This is a genomic window from Proteinivorax tanatarense (assembly GCF_040267685.1).
In the GTDB taxonomy this organism is placed as follows: Bacteria; Bacillota; Proteinivoracia; order Proteinivoracales; family Proteinivoracaceae; genus Proteinivorax; species Proteinivorax tanatarense.
Map to the genome: position 1 here is coordinate 1,315,368 of NZ_CP158367.1, position 24,209 is coordinate 1,339,576.

Genomic DNA, 24,209 nt, shown 5'->3' on the forward strand with positions numbered 1-24,209 from the left:
AGAAATAACCTGGGGAGGTGAAGTAATTGTCTAGAAAAACTAAGTCGATAGTTGCCAGTTTAGATATTGGCACTTCAAATACACGAATCATTGTAGGAGAAATAAGTGAAGATAGAAATGTAAACATCATAGGTATTGGACGTAGTGAGTCCCTAGGTTTGCGAAAAGGAACTATAGTTGACTTAGATAATACGGTTCGTTCAATTAAAGAAGCTGTTGATCAAGCTGAAAGAATGGTAGGGATCAATATAGATTCTGTCTATGTAGGCGTTTCTAGTGCACATGTCCAAGTAATGAAAAACCGTGGTGTTGTAGCTGTTTCAAACGATGATAAAGAAATTACTAGACAAGATTATGATAGGGCTTTAGATGGTGCAGGGGTAGTAGCTATTCCCCCTGAAATGGAAATAATAGAAATAGTTCCAACAAACTTTATAGTTGATGGGTATGATGGAATAAAAGACCCTATTGGTATGATAGGAGTAAGGTTGGAAGTAGATGCATTGATAATGTTAGCAAAATCTACAGTAATGAAAAATTTAACTAAATGTGTACAAAGGGCTGAGCTAGGGATAAGTGGATATGTAGTAAGCAATTTAGCTTCTTCTGATGTAGCATTAAATGATGATGAGAAAGAACTAGGTGCTGTACTTATTGACATTGGTGGAGGTACAACAGAAATATCTGTTTTTCAAAACGGGTCTTTAGCCAAAAAGAGTGTTATCCCTATAGGGGGAGGACATATATCTAGTGATATTTCTCAAGGGTTAAAAGTGCCATTAGCAGAAGGCGAAAAAATAAAGTTAAAGTATGGCACAACTATATATCCAGGAGAAGGACAAAATCCTTCTTTTGAAGTAACCACTGTGGGAAAGAAAACTGAAGAAATTAGCGTGGAAACTCTAGTGGGAGTTATCGAACCAAGAGTTCAAGAAATATTTTACATGGTTAATAAAGAGCTTTCTGAAATGGGATATAATGATGAACTGCCTGGTGGTGTCGTATTAACTGGAGGGGTTGCTTCTTTAGAAGGGATAGATAGTATAGCTCAAGTTCAACTTGGTAACTCAGTGCGAATTTATCAGCCTGAGTTTATTGGTGTTGCTGATCCAACCTATACTACTGGAGTAGGTATTATTAAACAAGCAGTTGGTAATGTAGATGAATCCGTTCCAGTGATAAAAGAAAAGAAGTCAGTTAGTATTATAGACAAAATAAAAGACCTATTTAATGATTTTTTCGGCTAATAGGGAGGAGGACTTGCTATGTTAGAGTTTGATATGGACATGGAACAATTTGCTCAAATTAAAGTTATAGGAGTAGGCGGTGGAGGTAGCAACGCTGTTAATAGAATGATTAGCTCTGGGTTAAAAGGTGTTGACTTCGTAGTTGTTAATACAGATGCACAAGCCTTACATAATTCTCAAGCAGATGAAAAACTTCAGATTGGTGAGAAGGTTACAAAAGGGCTTGGAGCTGGTGCCAATCCAGATATTGGAAGGCAATCTGCTGAAGAAAACAGAGAAGAAATTGCTAATGCACTAAAAGGTGCTGATATGGTTTTTGTGACCGCTGGTATGGGTGGCGGTACTGGTACTGGTGCAGCTCCAATAGTTGCAGAGGTTGCAAAAGAGATGGGAGCTTTAACAGTAGGTGTGGCGACAAAACCTTTTCTTTTTGAAGGAAGAAAAAGACAAAAATTTGCCCAAAAAGGGATAGAAAACCTTAAAGAAAAGGTGGATACTTTAATTGTTATCCCTAATGATAGGCTATTACAAGTGATTGAAAAGAAAACACCAATTACTGAGGCCTTTAAAATAGCAGATGATGTTTTATTACAAGGTGTTCAAGGTATTTCTGATTTGATAGCTGTACCAGGTTTGATAAACTTAGACTTTGCTGATGTTAAAACAATTATGCAAAATACAGGTTCTGCTTTGATGGGGATTGGAATGGCCAGTGGCGAAAAGAGAGCAGAAGATGCTGCTAATCAAGCTGTTTCATCACCTCTTCTTGAAACTTCTATAGATGGGGCAAAGGGAGTATTATTGAACATAACTGGTGGAGATAATCTTGGCTTACATGAGGTACAAGAAGCTGCCAGTGCTGTTGAGCAATATGTAGATGATGATGCTAATATCATTTTTGGTGCTGTTATTGATGAATCTTTAAAGGATGAAATAAAGGTAACTGTTATTGCCACAGGTTTTGATGAAGAAAAAAGGAGTCAACCAGATAAACCTAAGGATTGGGATGTAAAAACATTCCAAGAAGATGACTTTGATGTGCCGGCATATCTAAGGAAAAAAGCTACAAAATAATTGACATGAAAGTTAAAAGAGCTTAGCCATATTATATTTGGCTAAGCTCTTTTTTTGAGCACAAGTAGTTGTCGAATATTAGTTATTATTAGTCAACTTTCTATGTTATTTTTACCCCTCAAAAAACATGTAATGACAATTTTCTTAGTAAAGATATGTTAGCATATGCTTATACCAAAGGGGGGAAGTATAATGACCCTTTACCTAGATTTAACACTAATTTTAAATGGCATAGTTTGTTGGATTGCCTTTAGCATAACAGAATTTGTTTTAAATTTTCCAGCTAATAAAGGTAGAAAATTGCTAGCATGTGTATTAGGAAGCTTCTATGTAATTTTATACCTTGCGTGGTATAGTTTAGCAGACATCCTTTTATTGAAGCTTAGTTTTGTTATGCTAACGGTACTTGTTTGTTTTGGATACTATTCATTTAAAAGGTTGTTAGAACAAACAGCTTGCGTTATAGTTTTTACAGCATCTTTTTCGGGTCTCTTGTTTATGGTAATGACTAGTTTAAGCAACGGCAAAATGGCGATGCCCAATCCATATATTGATTTAAAAAACTTTTTATATTTAACGATTTTTTTAGCCTCTTTTGTAATAATTCCTCCCTTTTTTAGAGTATTTATATTAAATATAAAGAGATTAACTACTAGTGAAAAAATGACATATGAATTGGAGGTGTGGTTAAATAACAAAACAATTAAAATAAATGGGTTCGTTGATACAGGAAATAGTTTAGTCGATCCGATAAGTAATTTACCGGTAATAATAGTTGATAGACAAGTTTTAAAAGGGAAATTGTCATCAAAATGGGACAATTGGCTAGAAAGTGGGAAAAGTTGGAATGTGCCAGATTGTGATCTAAAGATTAGGTATGTTCCCGTAAATACTATAGCTGGCACATCTCTCATGATAATATTTAAACCACAAAAGGTGTTTCTAGTGGTAGGGGATAAAAAAAGAAAAGTTAAAGCTTTGGTGGGAGTAAATCCTCAAAATGACAAAATGGTGCCAGGTTTTGAAGCATTGATACATCCAAGCATTTTATGCAATATAGATAACTTATAGGCGCTTTAAAATTATAGAGGAGGGTTATAATGTCAAAGATTTATAGAATTTTTAAGTTGAGATGGAGGCTATTTCTTACTGGTATATATGCCAAGCTTGGGCTATTAAAGAATTATGTCCACTTTGTAGGAAGTACAGAAGCTTTACCTCCACCTCTTTCAAAAGATGAAGAAAGTTATTTAATGGAGAAGTTGAAAAAAGGTGATGAAGCTGTTAAACAACTATTAATTGAACATAATCTAAGATTAGTTGTATACATAGGGAGAAAATTTGAAAACACAGGCATAAATATAGAAGATTTAGTATCTATTGGAACCATTGGACTAATAAAAGCGGTAAACACTTTTGATCCTGAAAAGAAAATTAAGTTAGCTACTTATGCATCAAAGTGTATCGAAAATGAAATTTTAATGTATTTAAGAAGGAACAATAAAATAAAGTCTGAAGTTTCTTTTGATGAACCATTAAATATAGATTGGGATGGGAATGAATTGCTATTGTCCGATGTTCTAGGAACAGAAGCAGATTTAGTTCATAAAGATTTAGAGCAAGAAGTAAACCGTGAACTGCTCTCCAAAGCACTAGTCAAGTTAAACAAAAGAGAACAAAAAATAATGATTTTAAGGTTTGGTTTAGCTGACGGGCTAATTAGAACACAGAAAGATGTAGCCCAGATTTTAGGGATATCTCAATCTTATATTTCTAGGCTAGAAAAAAAGATTATATCAAGATTACAAAAAGAAATAAAAAAAATGGAATGAGGCGAATTATGTTCGTCTCTTTTTTTTTTTAGCAAAAAAAGGAATGGAAACCTAGGTTTAGAATTTGGAAAACGAGGAAACATAAAAACATATTAAATTTATTACCAAAAATGTAAATTGCATATTTGAAAGAGGTAGGGTAATAAATAAATATATCAACTAACTTAGGAGGACTTGACCGTGATAAATAAAGTAGAGATTTGTGGAGTAAATACAGCTAAATTGCCAGTGCTAAAAAGTGCAGAAATGAAAGAGTTATTTATCCGGTTAAAGGGAGGGGAAAAAGAAGCCCGTGAGCAGTTAGTAAACTGCAACTTACGGCTTGTGTTAAGTGTTATACAGCGCTTCAACAATAGAGGGGAAAGTGTGGATGATCTATTTCAAGTCGGATGTATTGGGCTAATGAAAGCTATCGATAATTTTGATTTAAGTCAAAATGTGAAGTTTTCTACTTATGCTGTTCCTATGATTATTGGGGAGATAAGAAGGTATCTTAGAGATAATAATCCTATTAGAGTAAGCCGTTCCCTTAGGGACATTGCGTATAAAGCTTTACAAGTAAGAGATAAGTTAACTAATGAAAACGATAGAGAGCCTACAGTTAGTGAAATAGCTCTAGAGTTAGACATTAAAAGAGAGGAAGTTGTTTTTGCGTTAGATGCTATTCAAGAACCAGTTTCACTTTTTGAGCCAATTTATCATGATGGTGGTGAGCCAATCTTTGTTATGGATCAAATAAAAGATGATGGGGAGAAAGATAGCAGTTGGTTGCAAGGAATTGCAGTGAGCGAAGCTTTAACTCGGCTTAATGAAAGAGAAAAAACAATTTTGACTTTAAGGTTTTTTGAAGGCAAAACTCAAATGGAGGTTGCTGATGAGATTGGAATCTCACAGGCTCAAGTATCACGGCTGGAAAAGGTTGCATTAGGTCATCTTGAAAAATATGTTAAGGAGGATTAAAATTGAAGCACAAGTTGAGTTATTATGCAATTATTTTAGCAAGTATTCCCACTTTGATAAATAACATAGATGTAGTTTATGCATACAATTGTGATAACTTCTTTACTGAAATTACTCAAGTTGTAATCAAAGGTTTTTAACCTCAAAGTTCATGCTTTGAGGTATTTTTTGTTTTAATAATCATTTTGAGGAATATAATTTATAATAAGTATATAGTAGAAAAAAGGGGGAGGAGTAATTGCGTATATCAGATTTAAGAGATAGAGAAATAGTAAATTTAGGCGATGGCAAGGTATTAGGGCATTTTGATGATTTAGAAATTAATCCTGATACAGGGAAAATCAAAGCGTTAATTGTAACAGGTCAAAATGGTTTTTTAGGCCTAATGGCTACAGGAAATGATTATATTATTCCATGGGAAAGAATTAAAAAAATTGGCCATGATGTTATAATAATAGATACTAGGACAGAGTAGGGTTAAATAAGGAGGCGAATAATGGTATAATTTAATATGATCTAAAATTAGGAGGTAATTAAAATGAAATGCCCTTATTGTGCTTCCATAGAAAGCAAAGTTTTGGACTCTCGTCCCACAGAGGATAGAAGTGCAACCAGAAGAAGAAGAGAATGTAATCACTGTTTAAAGAGGTTTACAACCTATGAAAAGGCAGAAGAACCTCCTGTATTAGTTATTAAACGTGATGGTACAAAAGAGTTATTCCAGCGTCAAAAAGTTTTAAGAGGTCTAACAAGAGCATTTGAGAAAAGAGCTGTTGATATTAAAGAATTACAAAATATAGTTTTAGATATAGAAAAAGAAATGGCTAATAAACTAATAACTGAAATCAACAGTAAAGACTTAGGTGATTTGGTTATGGAAAAAATCAAACACATAGATGAGGTTGCTTATGTTAGATTTGCATCAGTTTATAAAGATTTTAAAGATATCAAAACTTTTAAGCAAGAACTTGATAAACTTATAAAGTAAATAAAGAGGTGAGTCAATGAAGAAAAAAGAATGGAATAACAAAAGGTTTTCTGTTGTTTCTGGTGGCAAAGACAGGATAAAACCTGCTTCATTTTCACTATTAAAGGTGACTATCCTAGTTATAGCTGCAGCATTTTTTTTGTTTTTGTTAAGCCATAGTTTTTTATGGATACGAGACTTTGCAGTAAGCAGAATGATAATTACTGAATACATAGAAGTTACATCTATGCAACAGGGCGTCTATGGTGATGGGCTGTTTATATGGGATGAAGAGGTTGTTTATAGCCCTAGAAATGGTAGTTTTCAAACTGACTTTGAACAATTCCAAAGGGCTAGAAAAGACCAAACTATTGGAAGTATAGGAGATTTAGAGATTACATCACCTAAAGCAGGGCTAATTGTTTTTCATAAAGATGGTTTTGAGTATTTAGAGGCAGGGTTAGATAATCCTGAAATAATAAAAGCATTTGAACAACAAGACTATTACACTAAAGAAACTACTGCTAGTAGCGGGTCTGGGAAGCCTTTATTTAAAGTGGTAGATAACTTTAATAGCCAACTGATTGTGAAAATGGGCAAAGAAAAATTTGAAAGTATGCAGGAATTATCAAAGGTAAGGGTGAATTTAAGAAGTGGAAGTGTTAACCAGATGGTTGTAGCTGATATAGTTGACTATACTATTTCTGGTGAAAATGCTTTGGTTCATGTAAAACCTCACAATGTAAACGAGAACTTTTTTAACGAAAGATTTGCTAAAGTATTTTTTATCCTTGATACTGTAGAAGGAATTAAACTTCCCTCCCATGCATTAATTGACCATAAAGGGCAGGAAGGAGTATATGTAATTAACAGAAATAAGGTTGAGTTTCGAGACGTTGTAATCGTTGATAAAGATGCTGAGTATGTTTGGGTTTATGGCTTAGATAAAAATTCAGAGGTTATATTTAATCCCAAACTGGTTAAAGATGGGCAAAAGATTAGGTAGAGGTGATAAAATATATGTCTATATTAAATAATTACCAAAAGATTTTACAAGAAACTGCTAAACTTACCAGTAGAAAAGTTAAGATTGTTCCAGTTACCAAATATGCCGATGTTGAACAAATGAATGAATTATATACAAAAGGGATAGCAACTTTTGGTGAAAGTAGGACAGAGAGTTTGAAAATAAAAGAAAACACTTTTCCCAACGCAAGGTGGCACTTTATTGGACATTTACAGTCAAGAAAAGTAAAAGATTGTATAGGAAAAGTGCAGCTTATTCATTCGATTGATCGTTGGAAAATAGCTAAAGAAATTGATAAAAGGTCTTATAGACAAGGGATTATAACAGAAGGGTTGGTTCAAGTTAACGTAGCTAAAGAAGAAAGTAAACACGGTTTATATGTTGAGGAAGTAAGGGAGTTTATTGAAAGTTGTAGTGAACTTTCTAATTTAAAGCTAACTGGGCTTATGACAATGGCTCCAATTTGTGATAATCCAGAAGATGTTAGATATGTTTTTAGAAATTTGCATGATCTTAAACAGCAATTGAACAAATATGGTTTTACAAACATAGTAGATCTTTCGATGGGAATGACTAAGGATTATCAAGTCGCTTTAGAAGAGGGAGCTACTATTATAAGAATAGGAAGTAAAATATTTAATTAGGAGGTTTTAAAAATGCCGCAACAACTAATATTAGCATTAGATGCTATACTGCATTTGTTTTGGATTTTATTATTAGTTAGGGTAATAACAAGCTGGTTTCCCATTCCGATGCATAATAAAACTGTTAGGGATATAATGGAAGTTATTTGGTCTATTACAAATGTAGTTATAAAGCCAATACGGAAAATAGTTCCCCCACTACAAACTGGTGGTGGTTATTTAGATTTATCGCCAATCTTAGCTTTTATATTGGTTAGAGTTTTAAGAAATGTTTTAATGATGATGCTATTTTAAATGGAGGTAAAGTATATTGATAGATCGTGAAAAAGTTTTTAAATTACTTGATAAAGATATAGATAAAGTGACAATTGGCAAGGCATTAGATGCTGCAGAGTTAGCTCAACAAAAAAATTTGATTAAAGATACGGATTTTTTAGATCCCTATTATAGAGATACATTGATAAAAGTAACAAAAGGTTTGTTTGGTATTAAGTATCATATAAACGGCGGCTACCCTGGAGCTGAAAGAGCAAAAGTAACGTTTTATCCTGATTTTTTGCATAAAGATGATATTGAAGATGCCATTAGTTGTATCCAAGTTACCGGCACCTTTCCTCAAAAATACAGCCATAGAGATTTTCTAGGAAGTATTTTAGGGTTAGGAATAAGTAGAGAAAAAGTAGGAGATATAATCACTTTTGAAAGTGGTTGCCAGGTGGTACTAGACAATAGGTTAGTTGATTTTATCAAGTTGAATTTAACTAAAGTGGGAAATATTAATGTTAAAGCTAAAGAGATTTATCCTCATCAATTAGAAGTGCGAGATATTAAAGTAAAAAAAATTAAAGGGACTGTAGCATCTTTAAGATTAGATGCTGTAGGTGGATTAGGATTTAGTCTTTCTAGAACTAAGTTAGCTAGTCTTATAAAAGGTGAGAGAGTAAAAGTTAATTGGAAAACCATAAAGAACCCTGCTTATATGGTTGAAGAAGGGGATGTTATTTCACTTAAAGGGAAAGGTAGGATTTCAGTTGCAAATGAAGGTAAAGAGACAAGAAAAGGAAGAAAACACTTGGAAATAAACAGATTTGTATAAAAATAAAAAGGATTTGGAAGTAAAATGTAGAATTATATTTTTATAGAAGGCAATCACTCAAAATCGGAGGTGCTAAACAATGCCATTAACCCCTTTAGATATCCATAATAAAGAGTTTAGTAAGTCTTTTAGAGGATTTAACGAAGATGAAGTTAATGAGTTCTTAGATCAAATAGTTGATGACTATGAACGAGCAATAAAAGAGAAACAGGATTTAGAAAAGGAAACAAAAGATCTTTCAGAAAAATTAGAGCATTATTCTAAAATTGAAGATACGCTACATAATGCTATAGTTGTTGCCCAGGAAACTGCAGAAGAAGTTAAACAAAATGCTAGCAGAGAAGGCGAGCTAATACGTAGGGAAGCTGAAAGAGAAGCAAAGAAAATAGTAGAAGAAGCTATAACTAAGGCAAGGAAAATTCACTCAGATGTGGAAGAAATGGCCAAACAGTCACATGTGTTTAGAACTAGGTTTAGAACTCTTTTAGAAGCTCAACTAGAAATGATTAATTCTGACGACTGGAATGAACTGGAGAACGAGTTAAGTGAAACTACTTAAGATAGTTAAAAATGGCTCCAAAAATGGGCTATTTGTAGTTTGGGAGTTAGCCAAGGTAATGATCCCTATTATTACCTTGGTTAATTTTTTGGAGTATTTGGGCTTTTTGGAAAACCTAGCTAATTTGTTAATGCCTGTTATGTCAGTTTTTTCGCTTCCTGGCGAAGGAGCAATAGTGCTTATTGTAGGTAATTTAACTAGCGTTTATGGAGCGGTGGCTGCCATGCTTAGTTTAGATTTTAATGCTGTTGAACTAACTATTTTATCAACTATGGTGGCAATTAGCCACAGTGCCCTTACTGAGACAGTGATTGCACAAAAAACAGGAGCAAACGCTTTGTTAGTAGTAGGTACTAGGTTTGCTATGTCAATAATAGCAGGATTTATTTTAGGTCAAATTTTATAGAGGGTGTATATATAAATGGCTATATTTTTGTTGGAAAGTTTAAAAGCAGCAATACTAGACATTATCAATTTAGCAGTAATCATTATTCCTCTACTTATTTTTATAGAGTTTTTAAAAGAGTATAGAGCTTTAGAGAAAATTGGGAATATTTTTTGTCCCGTAACAAAAGTATTGGGTCTACCAAGGCAATCGGCTGTTCCTCTCAGTATAGGGCTTTTTGTAGGCTTAACATATGGAGCGGGAGTTATTATGACCCTTGCGAAAGAACAAAATTTTTCTAAAAAAGAATTAACAGGCCTGCTAATCTTTGTGGGAATTTGTCATGCAATATTAGAGGAAACAATAATATTTGCACGAATAGGTGCTTCGTGGCATTGGATTTTATTTTTTAGGATTTTATCAGCAGTTTTGGCCACATTATTATATAAAAAGTGGGCAAAGGAGGATGTATATGAGGTTTCTGACAGCAGGAGAGTCTCACAATAAAGGGCTTATGGCGATTATTGAAGGTTTGCCAGCTGGTGTAAAAATAGACGTCGAAAAGATTAACACCAGCCTAAGATTGAGGCAAGGTGGATATGGTCGAGGGAAAAGAATGCAAATAGAAAAAGACAAAGCAAATATTTACTCAGGTGTCCGCAATGGACATTCAACGGGGGGGCCTATCGGCCTAATAATCGAAAATAAGGATTGGGCAAACTATAAAGAGAATTACAATGATGATAAAAAAATGAAGTATTGTACTCCAAGACCTGGTCACGCTGATTTGGCTGGTATGTATAAGTATGATTTTGACAACTGTAGAGATGTATTAGAAAGAGCCAGTGCTAGAGAAACAGCGATTCGAGTAGCTGTAGGTTCAGTGGCAGAACAGTTTCTCGAAAAATTTGGAATATTAGTGTTATCATACGTCTATAGTATAGGAACTATAAAGTCAAATATAAAAAAAAGTATTTCTAAAGCTGAAATATATAAATCACCTGTTTATTGCCCCTTCCCACAACAAAGAGAGATGATTGAAGAAATTGAAAAAGCTAAAAAAGAAAAAGAAACTTTAGGAGGGAAAGTTTATACTGAAGTTTTAAACCTACCACCAGGAATTGGAAGCTATACTCAATGGGATCGTAGGCTAGATAGTAGATTGGCTGGGCATATTATGTCTATCCCTTCGGTAAAAGGAGTAGAATTTGGTCTTGGTTTTAAAGGCACTGAATATAGAGGTGGCCAGTTTCATGATGAAATATTCTTAGACAAAAGCGGAAAGCTTTATAGAGAAACTAATCATGCTGGCGGTATTGAAGGTGGAATGTCTAACGGGCAACCAATTTATTTTTTCACTGCAATAAAACCTATACCAACTGTTTTAAAAGGACTTAAAACCTATCATACAGAAACTAAAAAACAGATAAAAACAGAATATCAAAGGAGTGATACAGCAATTCTTCCTGCAGCATCGGTTGTAATTAGCTCAATTACTGCCGTTGAAATAGCAAAAACTTTTTTGGAGAAGTTTGGTGGAGATACTTTAAGTGAAGTTAAAAACAACTATGATTATTATACTCAAAAGATTGGAAGGATAGGAGCAAATGAATAAAAGCAAATGTTTTTTTGGAGTTAATAGCTGGAGAGATTGCGGCTTTCAATTGCAGGGTACAAAGGGGCTTATTGTTATCGATAAAAAAGTAAGAGATTTACACAAGCATAGGGTAGATAAGCTCCTTGGGGTTTTTAGCTCTGTAAAAGAAGTTATTGTAGATGAGGTAGAAAAACATAAAACTTTAAAATATGCTGAACTCATAACACAAAAAGCATTGGACTTTAATTTAAACAGGAATGACTGGGTAATTGGAGTTGGAGGAGGTGCAACACTAGACTTAGCGGGTTTTTTTGCATCTATATATAAAAGGGGGGCTAACCTATGTTATCTACCCACTACAATTATTGCTCAAGTTGATAGTTCTTATGGTGGAAAAACTGCTGTGAATTTTCAAGGCTATAAAAACCAACTGGGAAGTTTTTATCCAGCTAACATTATTGGAATAGATACCTCTCTTTTATCTACATTAAATAATAGGGAAGTATATAATGGTTTGGGCGAGATAATAAAATACATAATGTTGGAACCTAAAACATTTAAAGATGCTGATATTGATATCACTCCGCTGGTTAATGATGAAAGTTTAGATTTTGAAAAGATTATACCTTTTTGCTATCAAATCAAGATTAAATATGTAAATGATGACTATTATGATAAAGAAGGTAAAAGAATAGCACTAAACTTAGGTCATACTATCGGCCATGCTATAGAAAAACAAAGTGAATATCCCCTTGGACATGGGCAGGCCGTTGCTATAGGCTTGCATTTTTCTGTTTATGTTGCTTATAGTAAAGGGAAACTAGAGCTTGATAAGGTGAAGTATTACTATAAGCTTCTAAAAAGGATAATTCCTAATGTACCATATAAAAATTTAACAGAATACGTAACTATAAATTTAAAACAAGATAAAAAAGTTGAAAGAGAAAAAGTGTTATTTATTTATCCTGTAGAGTTAGGTTGGGAAAAAGAATGGATTAAAAATGAATCTTTAGTCCATTATTGGACTAAGTTTGCGGAGGTTAATGGAAATGTTGACTATTTCTAAAGGTTATGATGTTAAAAACGCAGAGTATATACCAGCTGGAGATAAATCTATAAGTCATAGAATTGCTATGTTGGCAGCTATGAGTAAAGGTTCAGTTATGATCAGGAATTTTTCTCAAGCTAAAGATTGTGAAAGCACATTGAAATGTATTGAAGCATTGGGGTGTAGGATAGAACAGAAAAATGGATTAGTGGAGATATCTCAGGGTAAAACACCTGAAGGAAAAGTACTTTTAGATTGCGGCAATTCAGGAACTACTGCGAGGTTAATAGGGGTTGTTGCTTCTTTTTTAGGTATTGAATCAACTATTGTTGGAGATAATTCTTTGTCACAACGGCCAATGAATAGGGTTGTGGATCCATTACAAAAATTTGGTATTAACATTAAATCTAGGAAAGGTAAGCTTCCTATAGAGGTAATACCTTGTAATAACTTATCAGCAAACTTTAATTTTGATATGGAAATAGCCAGTGCTCAAGTTAAGTCTGCTATGCTCTTGGCAGGACTTTTTAATAAAGGGCGTCTAACTATAACCCAGCCCGCTCAATCAAGAGATCATACAGAAGTTATGCTAAAGAACTATGGAGTGGATTTAGACGTTCAGAATTCATATATTATTATGGAAGGGGTCCAAATTCCAGAAGTTAGTGGCGAATATGAAGTTTGTGGTGATTTTTCTTCAGCAGCTTTTATGATTGCTGCCGCATTAGTTAGAGGGTTTGAGTTAACCATTAAAAGAGTAGGCCTAAATCCAACTAGAGTGGGTTTTTTAGATATTTTAACAAAGATGGGCGCAAAAATTGAGCGGTATAATGTAAAAAAGGTTGATGGTGAATTAACTGGAAATATTAAAGTTTTTCCTTCAAAATTAGTGGGAGTTACAGTTTCTAAAGAACTAGTAGCTAACGCTATAGATGAGCTTCCACTGGTTGCAGTATTAGGAGCATTTGCTGAAGGTACTACAAAAGTCATTGATGCAAAAGAGTTGAGGTATAAAGAAAGTGATAGGATTAAAAGCACTGTAACTAACCTATCTAAGCTAGGTGCAGATATTGAGGAGATAGGTGATGGATTTACTGTAAAGGGCATAACACAGTTAAAGGGAACTACACTGAACTGCCATAAAGACCATAGAATTATCATGTCAATGGCTGTGGCGGCGCTGGGAAGTCTGGGGGAAACTAAAATAGAAGATTCTAAATGGGTAAATATATCAAACTCACAGTTTTTTGAGGAGCTTAAAAAGATGGTGCCAGGTTCTGTAACAAAAGCTTAAACACCTTAATTTATTTTTTGGTAGTCTGTATATTAAACAGCTTATCATTAAATAATAAAACTAAGGTGGTGCTCTTTACATGAAAAAGTTACAACTACAAAAGAAGCTTTTACAAAAGGGTGAAGAAATTTCCCACCAAATGGAGAAATATAATATTGCGGAGTATATAAGTATTTTAAACAATCCCAAAAGATATTTAATGATAAATTTTTTAGCTGGACTAGCCAGAGGCTTTGGGATAGCAGTGGGCTTCACGATATTAGGAGCAGTGGTTGTTTACTTTTTACAAAGAGTTATGTTGCTAAATTTGCCAGTAATTGGTGATTTTATAGCAGAAATCGTAAAACTAGTCCAGCAAAACATGTAGGAGGAAAATATGAAAGATCAAAGGGATAGTCATTTGAAAAAAAAGTTGTTAAAGTTAAAGCGGGATTTAGAGACAAGCTATATACAACAAAATAGTTCTTTGCGTGAGCAAACCCAAGATCTATCAACATATGATAATCATCCTGGTGAGTTAGCTTCTGAGCTATATGAAAAAGAAAAGGACTTAGGTCTAAAGGATAATAGCGACGCAGAAATAAAAAAAATAGATGATGCTTTGGAAAAAATTGACCTAGGTAAGTATGGGGTATGTGATATATGTGGTAGTACTATAGAGAACCAAAGATTAGACGCCATACCATATACTACTGTTTGTGCTCATTGTAGTAAAGCAAAGTCAAAAAAGCATTTAGATTCTTCGCGATACTAGTCACCTGTGTGAGGTGACTTTTTGTTTTATAGACAAACCCCCTTCATTTTGGTAAAATGTCTTTGTTACATAATTTTAAATTAGGGGGAAATATGATGCTTTATCCAGCAATTATTTTAATAATCATAGCCATTGACCAAATAACTAAGTTGTTAGCTTATAATTTAATGGATATGAGACAGAGTATCCCTATAATAGAAAATTTTTTGCATTTGACTTTGTGGACTAACCCAGGAGCAGCTTTTGGGATCCTAGCACATCAAAGGTTATTTTTTATAGTGGTTACTATTCTCGTTACAGTTGTGTTGGGTTACTATATATACAAGCTTCCTCAAGAGAAATGGTTCCTAAAACTGGCCTTCTCTTTGCAAATTGGTGGGGCGATAGGTAACTTAATAGATAGAATTTATTTAGGCGAGGTTATAGACTTTATAGACTTTAAAATATGGTCTCCAATTTTTAATGTGGCAGATATAGCGATAGTAGTTGGGGTTGCACTGTTTGCATTAGATGTTATAGTTTTTGATACTATTAACGATAAGAAAGAAGAGGACTGATTTTTTGCAAAAGGAAAAACATTTTACTTGTCAACAATGTGGAATTAGAGTGGATGTTTTTTTGGTTGAAAAAACAGGCTTGTCTCGATCTCAAATAAAAAAACTAATCCAAGATGGAAACTTAATAGTGGATGGAAAAAAAGTGATGAAATCTAGTTTAAAGTTAAAAGAAGAACAAAAAATTACTCTTCTAATACCAGAGCCTAAACAAACTAGCATAGAACCAGAAAACATTCCTTTAAACATAATTTATGAAGATACAGATATTTGTGTTGTTAATAAACCACAAGATATGGTAGTGCACCCGGCCCCAGGACATTATTCTGGGACCTTAGTAAATGGATTACTGTATCACTTAGGTGACTTATCATCAATTGGTGGTGTAAAAAGACCAGGAGTGGTACATAGGTTAGATAAAGACACTTCCGGCTTGCTCGTGGTGGCAAAAAATGATAATGCCCATGAAGATTTATCAAACCAGATGGCAGAAAGACTAACAAAAAAAATATATTGGGCAATTGTAGAGGGGGTTGTAAAAAGAGAGGAAGGAGTGATTAGCGCACCAGTAGGTCGCAATCCTAAAGACCGAAAGCAAATGGTTGTGATTCGGAACTCAACTAGTAGAGAAGCAACTACATATTATAAAGTTGTAAAAAGATTTAAAGAGCACACTCTTTTAGAATTTGATTTAATAACTGGAAGAACACATCAAATTAGAGTCCATTCAAAATTTATCGGTCATCCTATAGTGGGTGATTTAACTTATGGTTTTAAAAGACAAAAATTTAATACTTCAGGACAGATTCTCCATGCGAAAAAATTGGGCTTTTATCATCCTGTCACCAAAAAGTGGATGAACTTTACAAGCCCTATACCTGCACAATTCACAAATGTGTTAAAGAAACTTATTGTCATGAATTAAAACTTGTGTTATTATCTATTAGAAGCCTTTAAACTAATCCGAGAGATTAGTAAGGAGTAACCTCAAAATAACGGTAAAACTTCTTGCTAATTTTGCGTGCGCAAAATGGACAAGAAGTTTTTTTATACCATTGAAGTTTCAATTTATAAGGTTACTTCTTTAAACTGAGACGGAGAGCTCAGAAAAGGAGGGTATCCTCCACACCTACTTAAGGGCTAAAACAAATTTGAGGAGGACAACAATGAAAAATCATAATTTATCGGCTTGGCAGATGCTGCCACTATCAATTCAGCATATTTTTGCTATGTTTGGTGCAACGATTTTAGTTCCAGCTTTGACTGGGCTTGATATGGGAGTCGCTCTTTTTACTTCAGCTTTGGGAACTTTACTATTTCATTTTATTACCAAGGGGCAGGTGCCCGCATATTTAGGGTCTTCTTTTGCATTTATTTATCCTATACAGCAACTATCTTCTGCATATTCTCCGGCAGTTGCTTTAGGAGGAACGGCGGTAGCGGGTGTTATGTATTTAGCTGTTTCCACTTTAATAAAAATTATAGGTACAGATTTTTTAAAAAAAATTTTACCACCTGTTGTTGTAGGACCTGTTATAATGACGATAGGGCTATCGTTGGCACCAGTTGCAAAAGATATGGCGACATCACATACACCTACCGCAGTTTTTACATTGCTTATAGCCATAATGTTAACATCTTTTGGCAAAGGGTTCTTGAAGGTTATTCCATTATTGTTAGCAATAATAGGGGGGTATCTTTTTGCCATAGGATATCAGTGGCTGGCACCTATTGAACTGTTTGGGGTAACATTATTATCATCAACTAACATAATAGATTTTTCAGCCGTAGCTTCTAGTAGCTGGGTTCCTACCTTACCTAACTTTACCACCCCAAAATTTGAATTTAGTGCAATGATTTATATGATTCCTTTTGTACTCGTTACTTTGGTAGAACACCTAGGGGATATATTGGCTATAGGTAAAACAATAGATAAGGACTTAGTTAAAGAGCCTGGTTTACCTAGAACTTTAGCCGGTGATGGAGTAGCAACCTTGTTTGCATCCTTTTTGGGAGGACCACCAAATACCACATATGGGGAAAATATTGGCGTTTTAGCTATAACAAAGGTTAAAGACCCAAAAGTAATTCAAGTCGCCGCCATGATAGTTATTTTTTTAAGTGTAAACCCTAAGTTTGTAGCTCTATTGGGTACAATTCCAGAAGCGGTAATGGGCGGGATTGTAATACTACTTTTTGGAATGATAGCGTCGGTTGGAATTAGAACTCTAGTAGAAAACAAAGTAGATTTAGCAAATACAAGGAATCTTGTGATAGTTTCAACTATTTTAATACTAGGAATTAGTGGTATAAGTGTCTGGAATTTTGAAGGAATGGGACTAGCTGCATTAGTTGGTATTGCTTTAAACGTATTGTTGCCAGATTTTAATTAAAAAATGGGATGTCTCAAATTTATCATTTGGGACATCCCATTTATGTTTATGATTGCCATGTTACTTTGGTTGTAGATTTTTAATTGTGTTTGCCTCAGGAGTTACAAATACAGTTGTATAATTATCATATATAACCATACCAGGCTTTGCTTTTTTGGGTTTTCTTACATTTTTGATTTCTGTATAATCTACCTCTACATTCCCTGAGTGCTTTGCTTTGCTGTAGTAAGCAGCTAGCATTGCAGCTTCTTCAATAGTTTTTTGAGGTATTATTTTTTCATTTCGCACAACCACATGGCTTCCAGCAATATTTTTTGTGTGAAACCATAAGTCGTTAGGGTTAGCCATTTTTAAGGTGAGGGTATCATTTTGTTTATTGTTTTTACCTACATAAATGCTGATATTGTCCGACGACACAAATTTCATTGGTTTACTGCTTTCAGTTTCTTTTTTAGCGCTTTTTCCCTTATCTTTACTTGATAGATACCCCATTTTATTTAGCTCTTGTTTAATCTCCATCAATTCACTTAGTCCAGAAATATCTATACTATATTTTACGGAATTCAAGTAGTTTAAATCATTTTCACACTCTTGAATATTTGATTTTATTATTTCAATTCCCCGCTTTGCTTTGGCATATTTTTTAAAGTATCTTTGACTATTTTCGTTAGGTGTTAGGCTTGCCTTTAGAGGGATTTTTATATAAGTATTGTCATAATAGTTGTATAGGGTTACTGTTTTTAACCCCTTTTTCAATGTGTGCATATTAGCAGTTATTAGTTCGCCGTAAAGTTTGTATTTTTCCCCTTTTTCATTCTTAACTAAGTCTTTTTTTAAACTCTTTAACTTTTTATTTAACTTTTTAATTTGAGAACTTATGCTTTTTGATAGTGTAAAGTGAAGTTTTTGCACTTCTTCTTGTTTACTTTTATGTGTATAAAAAGTATCTATAGCTTCATTAAGGGTAGGTTTGGTTTTAGTTTTGAGGTTAAGGTGTTCTAAATTAAAAAGATAAAAATCAACTAAATTATCTTCATCGTAAAAAATTGATGGATTACACTGTGGAGTGTAGATTAAAGAATACAGTAAGTTATATATTTTTTCCCAAGTATGGTCGCTAACTTCCCCTACTTTAGCGTTAACATCTTTAAAAACTTTGTATACTACTTCTTTTGCTAGTTTCGGACTAACCATGTTAACATTTTGAAAGAGAAACTTATCCAGAAAATGATTTGAACTACTTACGGCTATTAGTTTCAAATCAGAAATATTATCACCTTGGAGGGTGATTTTATTTTGTCTTGGTGGAGGGGTGTATGGGATATTAGGTGCTATTTCTCTTTGGCTATTTGAACTAGAGTTTAAAATTTTTAGCGCTCCCAAAATGATATTTGTATCTTTATCGTAAAACAATAGATTGCTATGCTTTCCCATTATTTCCAACGACAATACCCAGTTGCTTAGATGTCCATTGGGATGCCTACCCTGAATATTAAAGTTGATGATTCGTTCATTTTCTATTGCTTCAACAGATACTATCCTAGCTGAAGCTAAATACTTTCTTAATAGCATGCAGAACTTTGGAGGTGTTATGGGGTTTATAAAACTTTGGTTAGAAATTCTTGTATGGCAAGAATCAGGCGAAGCATCCAGCAAAATACTATGGTTTTTTCCTGGTTTACGTACTGTCACGATAACAGTGTGTTTTTTAGGTTGGGTAATTTTATCAATCCGAGCATTATAAAGTGTTTTATTATACTCCCATGCTAAAGCATGGGTACATAGTGAGTCAAACATAATTCTAGCCTCCTTTAACCTTAGTTTAGCTTATACTATATTTGTAGTCAAAACCTAACAGTCATTTTTTATAAATTAAAACATAAAATTCTATAGTAGATAATTGATTACATTATTGAAGGAGGTGTGGGTTTGAATAACGTCACAAATCTTGACTTGAAAAAATTAAAACAGCGTCTAGCTTCAGATTTTGACAACGGGCTCTCACAAGTAACGGCAAAAAATAGGTTGCGAAAAGATGGGTATAACGTCATTAAACAACAAAAGAGCATCAGCCCTATTGGATTGTTTATAGATCAATTCAAAGATGCTATGGTAATAGTGTTAATCTTTGCTACTTTGATTTCAGGGTTATTAGGGGAGTACTATGATGGTATAACTATTATTATAATTATTATTCTTAATGCAATTTTAGGTTTTGTTCAAGAATTTAAAGCTGAAAAGTCGTTGCAAGCTTTAGCAAAAATGACTTCCCCTAAAGCTACTGTTGTGCGAGAAGGAAAAGAGATAAAAATTGATAGTAGCGAGCTTATTGTTGGTGATTTAGTAGTGCTATTAAGTGGTGACAAGGTCCCTGCTGACATACGCTTAGTGGAGTCACAAAACTTAGAAATTGATGAATCTGCTTTGACTGGAGAATCTGTGCCAGTTATAAAAAATGCAAATAAGCTAGTGGAAAGTTCGGTAGTTTCTGATGCAGTAAACTGTTGTTTTATGGGAACATCGGTTACTAAAGGAAAAGCTAAAGGGGTAGTTTTTGCCACAGGAATGAAAAGTGCTATGGGTCAAGTAGCTCATATGATTGATAGTGAAGGAAATGACGCTACACCTTTACAGAATAGGTTAAATCAGTTAGGTAAAGTTTTAGTTTCTTTATGTTTATTGGTTAGTTTTTTAGTAGTTCTACTAGGAATCTATCGCGGAGAAGATATATATAAGATGTTTTTAGCTGGTGTGAGTTTAGCGGTAGCCGCAATACCAGAGGGACTGCCAGCCATTGTTACTATCTGTCTTGCCTTAGGTGTACAAAGAATGTTAAAGCGAAGAGCAATAGTTAGAAAGCTCCCTGCTGTGGAAACATTAGGATGTGCTACCGTTATATGCTCAGATAAGACCGGAACTTTGACACAAAATAAGATGACTGTAGAAAAAATATATGTGGATGGAAAGTACATAGATGTGACCGGGGAAGGATATATTCCCAGTGGACAGTTTCTATATAAAAATTCGCTAATAAAAAACTTTAGCAAAATAAGTAGCTTAAAAACTCTTTTAGAAATAGGGGCTATTTGTAATAACAGTAAATTATTAAAAAGAGGGATGGGTTCGTTAAAGTATGATTTGAGCGGAGATCCCACAGATGGAGCTTTGAACGTTTGTAGCCAAAAAGCTAAAATTACAAAAGAAAAAATTCTAGAAGAACATAACATATATACTGAACTACCTTTTGACTCTGATAGAAAAATGATGTCAGTTATACTTCAAAAAAATAATAACTTAAGAAGTTACACCAAAGGAGCTCCTGATATTATTTTGTCTAGATGTAGTAAAATTTTATCATCTGGTTCACAAATAATGTTGACCGATGAAAAAAAAGAGGAAATAGAGAAAGCTATTTCTCGCTTAGCTTCTCAAGGCTACAGGACTCTAGCCTTAAGTTATAAAAGTAGTGTTGTAAGTAGTCAACAAAAACATGTAGAATCTAACATGGTTTTTGTTGGATTGGCAGCTATTTTTGACCCGCCACGACCAGAAGTTTTTTCGGCGGTAGCAAAGTGTAAAAGTGCTGGCATAAAAACTGTTATGATTACTGGAGATCATAAAGCAACAGCTGTAAGTATAGCAAAACAATTAAAAATTTTACCGCCTTATGGCAAGGTTTTAACTGGTTCAGAGCTAAATCAATATTCTTTTTCTCAGTTAATGGATGTTATAGATGATGTTTATGTCTTTGCTAGAGTATCACCAGAACATAAACTTAAAATAGTGAAGGCTCTAAAGCAAAAAGGGCACACAGTTGCTATGACAGGTGATGGAGTGAATGATGGGCCAGCTATTAAGGCAGCGGATATAGGGATAGCTATGGGGATAACTGGTACAGAGGTGACTAAAGAAGCTGCTTCTTTAATTTTAAGTGATGATAACTTTGCTACTATAGTAGAAGCAGTAGAAGAAGGTAGGAGTATATATGACAATATACGCAAGTTTATTAGGTTTTTGTTGTCTTGCAATGTAGGGGAGATAATGACGATGTTTTTAGCTATGCTGATGGGCCTACCCCTGCCATTGAAACCTATACAAATTTTATGGATTAATCTAGTGACTGATGGATTTCCTGCACTTGCACTGGGAGTTGAAAAACCTGAAGGAGAAATAATGAAAAGAAAACCTAGGCGGAAGAACCAAAGTGTATTTAGTGATGGACTAGATTTTAAAATTTTTAGTAGAGGTATAATGATTAGTATTATTACTTTAAGTTTATTTATAATTGGTTACAGGACTTCAGAGGGGAATTTGGAAGTTGCACGAACTATGGCCTTTGTAAGCTTAATAGTAACACAATTGGTGCATGTATTTGATTGTAGGTCAGAACGAAAATCAATTTTCGAAATGAATATATTTAGCAATATTTACTTAGTGATAGCTGTGTTATTTTCAACTATGTTGATGTTAGCGGTTATATATGTTGGTCCACTTCAAGCTGTTTTTAGTACTGTTCCTTTAAGTTTAGAACAATGGCTTATGATAACAGGTGTTGTAGCTTTTCCATACTTAATACAGTTTGTTGTTGTTATTTATAGGATTGTGACTAAAAAAGCTCAACTTAGTTATACTGAATAATGAATAAAGGGCCTGTGTAGGCTCTTTATTTTTTTAAAAGCTAGCACAAGAATTTGCACAAAAAAAGGAGCTTTTTTGGGAGAAAAAGACGTATTTTTAAGCTAAGCTTGAAATTTTACAATTTATTGGTTAAAATAGTTTAAGAGGTGGTTCAACAATGACAAAAAGTATGACTAGTTATGCTAGAGAGTCAGTCAATTTAGAAACCCTTAATTTAGTTATAGAAATGAGAGGGTTAAATAATAAATACTTAGATGTTATATGCAAAGTTCCTGAAAGTTTTGCTTTTTTAGAAGAAGACATAATTAAGTTGATTAGCACTAAGGTGGGAAGGGGTAGGATAGAGTGTAGGCTAAGTTACAAGCATTCTTCTACAGAAAAAAACTATAAGATTGACCAAGACACTTTACATAGTTTAATTGTTCAAGCGAAGCAGTTAGCAAAAAAATTTGATATAGCTACGCCGGATAACCTGCAATATTTTTTACAGCTTCCAGGTGTGATAGTGGAAGAAAGAGTGGAGAGAGAGGAAGATGTAATAAAAGAAGTTATTATTCCTAAAATAGACAACGTTTTAGAGCAATTTGTGAAAATGAGGCAAGGGGAAGGAATGAGACTACAAGAAGATATAATAAAGAGGTTGAACCTAGTAGAGGAATATATAGATGATATTGAAGCTTTGTCAGAGGTTGTAATAGTTGAGTATAGAGATAAACTTAGAAAACGGATAGAAAAGCTTGGATTAGAAGGAGATCTAGAAGAAAATAGACTAATGATGGAAGTTGCGATTTTTGCAGAGAAATCTAGCATAACTGAAGAGCTTGTTAGACTTAATAGTCATTTAAAGGAATTTCAAAAGACTTTGAATTCATCAGAGGGGACGATAGGTAGAAAGCTTGATTTCATTGTTCAAGAAATAAATCGTGAGACTAACACAATAGGCTCAAAATCACATAATTATGATATAAATAAATTAGTGGTAAATATAAAAAGTGAAATTGAAAAGATTAGAGAGCAAATTCAAAATATAGAATAAAGTTATCTACTAGAAAGGAGAATATTAATGGAAATAAAACTAATCAACATAGGTTTTGGGAATATAGTTTCAGCTAATAGGATAATTGCTATTGTAAGTCCTGAATCAGCACCAATTAAAAGGATTGTTCAAGAAGCTAGAGATAATGGCACTCTAATTGATGCTACATATGGTAGGAGAACAAGAGCAGTTGTAGTAACTGATAGTGAGCATATTATTTTATCAGCTGTGCAGCCAGAAACTGTGGCGCAAAGATTGAATGGAAAATCTCAAACAATAGAAGAGGAGTAGGAGAGCTATATGTCAACACAAGGGTTGTTAATCGTGTTATCTGGACCTTCTGGGGCAGGGAAAGGTACAGTTTGTAAAGCACTACTTAAAGAATGTCCTCAAATTCAGTATTCTATATCTGCTACAACTAGGGAGCCAAGAACGGGAGAAAAAGAAGGAAAAAGTTACTTTTTTACGGAAAAAAAACAATTCGAAAGTAAGATCGAAAGTAACCAGTTCTTGGAATGGGCAAAAGTATACGACAATTATTATGGAACGCCAAAAGATTTTGTAATAAAGAATTTAAAAAAAGGGAAAGATGTAATTTTAGAAATTGACGTAAATGGAGCTAAGCAAGTATTGAAAAATTTTCCTGATGGAACTTTCATTTTTCTATTACCCCCCTCTTTAGAGGAGTTGTCTAATAGGATAAATAAGAGAGGTACTGATTCTCAAGAAGTTATAAAAAAAAGGTTGGCTTCTGCTGAAGGTGAAATTTCAGAAATGAAAAACTATAACTATGCTGTGCTAAATGATCAGGTAGAAAATGCTGTAGAAAAAATAAAGGCTATTATTATTGCAGAGAAGTGTAAGATTGATAAAATAGATGTTATTAAGGAGGATTTCAAAAATGATTTACCCATCGATTGATGATCTTTTAAAAAAAGTAGATAATAAGTATGCATTAGTAGTAGGGGCAGCTAAACGCTCTAGAGATTTACTTATGGATGAACAAGAAGAAGTAGAGGAGAATAACAAAAAGACTGTAACTATCGCATTGGAAGAAGTACTTGATGATAGAATAATCATTGATTAAGAATTAAGGGGAGTTTC

The 24,209-nt window shown here is 33.8% G+C and carries 29 protein-coding genes; 28 read left to right on the top strand and 1 reads right to left on the bottom strand.

Annotated features, from left to right (window positions below; all coding sequences use genetic code 11):
• Nucleotides 1–26: 26 nt before the first annotated feature.
• The 23 genes from ftsA (at nt 27) to PRVXT_RS06610 (ending at nt 17,431) form a co-directional block, all read left to right on the top strand.
• Nucleotides 27–1,247 (top strand): cell division protein FtsA, encoded by a 1,221-nt coding sequence (ftsA, locus tag PRVXT_RS06500; RefSeq protein ID WP_350344850.1) that lies wholly within the window; start codon nt 27–29, stop codon nt 1,245–1,247.
• An 18-nt stretch (nt 1,248–1,265) separates the two neighbouring features.
• A complete protein-coding gene (gene ftsZ, locus PRVXT_RS06505; protein WP_350344851.1) occupies nt 1,266–2,321 on the top strand; it encodes a cell division protein FtsZ in 1,056 nt (351 codons plus the stop codon).
• 192 nt (nt 2,322–2,513) lie between these two features.
• Nucleotides 2,514–3,392 carry a sigma-E processing peptidase SpoIIGA gene (locus PRVXT_RS06510; RefSeq protein WP_350344852.1) on the top strand — a complete coding sequence of 293 codons (879 nt, stop codon included), beginning with the start codon at nt 2,514–2,516 and terminating at the stop codon, nt 3,390–3,392.
• A gap of 29 nt (nt 3,393–3,421) precedes the next feature.
• Complete coding sequence (gene sigE, locus PRVXT_RS06515) at nt 3,422–4,153, top strand: RNA polymerase sporulation sigma factor SigE (protein WP_350344853.1); 732 nt, start codon at nt 3,422–3,424, stop codon at nt 4,151–4,153.
• 180 nt (nt 4,154–4,333) lie between these two features.
• Nucleotides 4,334–5,113 (top strand): RNA polymerase sporulation sigma factor SigG, encoded by a 780-nt coding sequence (sigG, locus tag PRVXT_RS06520; RefSeq protein ID WP_350344854.1) that lies wholly within the window; start codon nt 4,334–4,336, stop codon nt 5,111–5,113.
• A gap of 2 nt (nt 5,114–5,115) precedes the next feature.
• Nucleotides 5,116–5,253 (top strand): hypothetical protein, encoded by a 138-nt coding sequence (locus PRVXT_RS06525; protein WP_350344855.1) that lies wholly within the window; start codon nt 5,116–5,118, stop codon nt 5,251–5,253.
• Nucleotides 5,254–5,351: 98 nt separating this feature from the next.
• Complete coding sequence (locus PRVXT_RS06530) at nt 5,352–5,588, top strand: YlmC/YmxH family sporulation protein (protein ID WP_350344856.1); 237 nt, start codon at nt 5,352–5,354, stop codon at nt 5,586–5,588.
• A gap of 63 nt (nt 5,589–5,651) precedes the next feature.
• Complete coding sequence (gene nrdR, locus PRVXT_RS06535) at nt 5,652–6,101, top strand: transcriptional regulator NrdR (protein ID WP_350344857.1); 450 nt, start codon at nt 5,652–5,654, stop codon at nt 6,099–6,101.
• A 16-nt stretch (nt 6,102–6,117) separates the two neighbouring features.
• The gene (locus PRVXT_RS06540; protein WP_350344858.1) at nt 6,118–7,086 is read left to right on the top strand and encodes an HlyD family efflux transporter periplasmic adaptor subunit; all 969 of its coding nucleotides are present in this window, start codon (nt 6,118–6,120) and stop codon (nt 7,084–7,086) included.
• Nucleotides 7,087–7,100: 14 nt separating this feature from the next.
• A complete protein-coding gene (locus PRVXT_RS06545) occupies nt 7,101–7,751 on the top strand; it encodes a YggS family pyridoxal phosphate-dependent enzyme (RefSeq protein ID WP_350344859.1) in 651 nt (216 codons plus the stop codon).
• A 12-nt stretch (nt 7,752–7,763) separates the two neighbouring features.
• Nucleotides 7,764–8,045 carry a YggT family protein gene (locus PRVXT_RS06550; protein ID WP_350344860.1) on the top strand — a complete coding sequence of 94 codons (282 nt, stop codon included), beginning with the start codon at nt 7,764–7,766 and terminating at the stop codon, nt 8,043–8,045.
• A 16-nt stretch (nt 8,046–8,061) separates the two neighbouring features.
• Nucleotides 8,062–8,847, top strand: a complete 786-nt coding sequence (locus PRVXT_RS06555) for an RNA-binding protein (protein WP_350344861.1) — start codon at nt 8,062–8,064, stop codon at nt 8,845–8,847.
• Nucleotides 8,848–8,926: 79 nt separating this feature from the next.
• Complete coding sequence (locus PRVXT_RS06560) at nt 8,927–9,406, top strand: DivIVA domain-containing protein (protein ID WP_350344862.1); 480 nt, start codon at nt 8,927–8,929, stop codon at nt 9,404–9,406.
• Nucleotides 9,393–9,812: a nucleoside recognition domain-containing protein gene (locus tag PRVXT_RS06565; protein WP_350344863.1), complete on the top strand. Its 420-nt coding sequence runs from the start codon at nt 9,393–9,395 to the stop codon at nt 9,810–9,812. Before PRVXT_RS06560 ends, PRVXT_RS06565 begins: the two co-directional genes overlap by 14 nt.
• Nucleotides 9,813–9,827: 15 nt before the next feature.
• Entirely contained in the window at nt 9,828–10,298 is a 471-nt protein-coding gene (locus tag PRVXT_RS06570) for a nucleoside recognition domain-containing protein (protein WP_350344864.1), read from the top strand.
• Nucleotides 10,264–11,406 carry a chorismate synthase gene (aroC, locus tag PRVXT_RS06575; protein ID WP_350344865.1) on the top strand — a complete coding sequence of 381 codons (1,143 nt, stop codon included), beginning with the start codon at nt 10,264–10,266 and terminating at the stop codon, nt 11,404–11,406. The genes PRVXT_RS06570 and aroC overlap by 35 nt, the downstream gene beginning before the upstream one ends.
• Nucleotides 11,399–12,454 (top strand): 3-dehydroquinate synthase, encoded by a 1,056-nt coding sequence (locus tag PRVXT_RS06580; protein ID WP_350344866.1) that lies wholly within the window; start codon nt 11,399–11,401, stop codon nt 12,452–12,454. Before aroC ends, PRVXT_RS06580 begins: the two co-directional genes overlap by 8 nt.
• Nucleotides 12,438–13,730: a 3-phosphoshikimate 1-carboxyvinyltransferase gene (gene aroA / locus PRVXT_RS06585; protein ID WP_350344867.1), complete on the top strand. Its 1,293-nt coding sequence runs from the start codon at nt 12,438–12,440 to the stop codon at nt 13,728–13,730. Before PRVXT_RS06580 ends, aroA begins: the two co-directional genes overlap by 17 nt.
• Nucleotides 13,731–13,809: 79 nt before the next feature.
• A complete protein-coding gene (locus PRVXT_RS06590; protein WP_350344868.1) occupies nt 13,810–14,097 on the top strand; it encodes a DUF5665 domain-containing protein in 288 nt (95 codons plus the stop codon).
• 9 nt (nt 14,098–14,106) lie between these two features.
• On the top strand, nt 14,107–14,484 hold the full coding sequence (locus PRVXT_RS06595; RefSeq protein WP_350344869.1) for a TraR/DksA C4-type zinc finger protein: 378 nt from the start codon (nt 14,107–14,109) through the stop codon (nt 14,482–14,484).
• Nucleotides 14,485–14,579: 95 nt separating this feature from the next.
• Entirely contained in the window at nt 14,580–15,041 is a 462-nt protein-coding gene (lspA, locus tag PRVXT_RS06600) for a signal peptidase II (RefSeq protein WP_350344870.1), read from the top strand.
• 4 nt (nt 15,042–15,045) lie between these two features.
• Complete coding sequence (locus PRVXT_RS06605) at nt 15,046–15,963, top strand: RluA family pseudouridine synthase (RefSeq protein WP_350344871.1); 918 nt, start codon at nt 15,046–15,048, stop codon at nt 15,961–15,963.
• Nucleotides 15,964–16,204: 241 nt separating this feature from the next.
• Complete coding sequence (locus tag PRVXT_RS06610; RefSeq protein ID WP_350344872.1) at nt 16,205–17,431, top strand: uracil-xanthine permease family protein; 1,227 nt, start codon at nt 16,205–16,207, stop codon at nt 17,429–17,431.
• A gap of 60 nt (nt 17,432–17,491) precedes the next feature.
• On the opposite strand, the gene PRVXT_RS06615 is transcribed toward PRVXT_RS06610, so the two are convergent.
• Entirely contained in the window at nt 17,492–19,228 is a 1,737-nt protein-coding gene (locus PRVXT_RS06615) for an Rqc2 family fibronectin-binding protein (protein WP_350344873.1), read from the bottom strand.
• A 132-nt stretch (nt 19,229–19,360) separates the two neighbouring features.
• On the opposite strand from PRVXT_RS06615, the gene PRVXT_RS06620 reads away from it, so the two are divergent.
• The 5 genes from PRVXT_RS06620 (at nt 19,361) to rpoZ (ending at nt 24,192) form a co-directional block, all read left to right on the top strand.
• Nucleotides 19,361–22,069 carry a calcium-translocating P-type ATPase, SERCA-type gene (locus tag PRVXT_RS06620; protein WP_350344874.1) on the top strand — a complete coding sequence of 903 codons (2,709 nt, stop codon included), beginning with the start codon at nt 19,361–19,363 and terminating at the stop codon, nt 22,067–22,069.
• Between the two features lie 157 nt (nt 22,070–22,226).
• Entirely contained in the window at nt 22,227–23,105 is an 879-nt protein-coding gene (locus PRVXT_RS06625; protein ID WP_350344875.1) for a YicC/YloC family endoribonuclease, read from the top strand.
• Nucleotides 23,106–23,132: 27 nt separating this feature from the next.
• On the top strand, nt 23,133–23,396 hold the full coding sequence (gene remA, locus PRVXT_RS06630; RefSeq protein ID WP_350344876.1) for an extracellular matrix/biofilm regulator RemA: 264 nt from the start codon (nt 23,133–23,135) through the stop codon (nt 23,394–23,396).
• Nucleotides 23,397–23,405: 9 nt separating this feature from the next.
• The gene (gene gmk / locus PRVXT_RS06635; protein ID WP_350344877.1) at nt 23,406–24,026 is read left to right on the top strand and encodes a guanylate kinase; all 621 of its coding nucleotides are present in this window, start codon (nt 23,406–23,408) and stop codon (nt 24,024–24,026) included.
• The gene (gene rpoZ, locus PRVXT_RS06640) at nt 24,007–24,192 is read left to right on the top strand and encodes a DNA-directed RNA polymerase subunit omega (RefSeq protein WP_350344878.1); all 186 of its coding nucleotides are present in this window, start codon (nt 24,007–24,009) and stop codon (nt 24,190–24,192) included. Before gmk ends, rpoZ begins: the two co-directional genes overlap by 20 nt.
• Nucleotides 24,193–24,209: the final 17 nt, after the last annotated feature.